Annotated in this window: 2 protein-coding genes; both read left to right on the forward strand. The window is 28.2% G+C overall.

Features of this window, described 5'->3' with window-relative positions; genetic code table 11:
* Positions 1-363 (forward strand): hypothetical protein (locus ABCO64_RS10635; RefSeq protein ID WP_343089455.1); only part of this gene is annotated, 363 nt, incomplete at its 5' end.
* Between the two features lie 9 nt (positions 364-372).
* Positions 373-592, forward strand: a 220-nt coding sequence (locus ABCO64_RS10640; protein ID WP_343089456.1) for a PqqD family protein, incomplete at its 3' end; no start/stop codon positions are given.

Consider the following 592-nt stretch of genomic DNA (forward strand, 5'->3'; position numbering starts at 1 on the left):
TCTTTAGAAAATATTGATGAAGATTTAGTATTTGAATTCCAAACCAATAAAGGGATTATTAAACTTGATTTACGTTTTACTGATTCTAAAACTCCTCACTTTATAACTGACACACGCTTAACTTATGATAAAGAGGACATTATCTTAGTGTTTGAACCATTAGAGGGAGAATTATTAACGCTAAGTGGCAACAATATTACAAACAATGACTATTCTATAGATGATAATATTTTAACAATTGACAGTGCAATAATTGATGAAATTATAGAAGAAAATCCAGATAGGAATAGAATTATCTTTGGATATCAATTTAAACTTGATGATAAGATTACTTTGGGCTATATTTTTATAGACATAGATTAGTTTTATAACATGATAAAAGACTTATTCAGGGGGTATAAAATGAAAATAAAAAAAGATTATATTTTAAGAAATGTCGGGGATGAAACAGTGGTCGTACCGACTGGTGAAGAAGCGGTTAATTTTAATGGAATGATTTCGCTTAATGATTCAGGTAGACTCTTATTTGAAACACTCCAAAAAGAATCTACATATGAAGAACTTATTAACGTAATGACCAATCATTATAATG

Origin of the sequence: Methanocalculus natronophilus (assembly GCF_038751955.1) — an archaeon.
GTDB classification, from domain to species: domain Archaea; phylum Halobacteriota; class Methanomicrobia; order Methanomicrobiales; family Methanocorpusculaceae; genus Methanocalculus; species Methanocalculus natronophilus.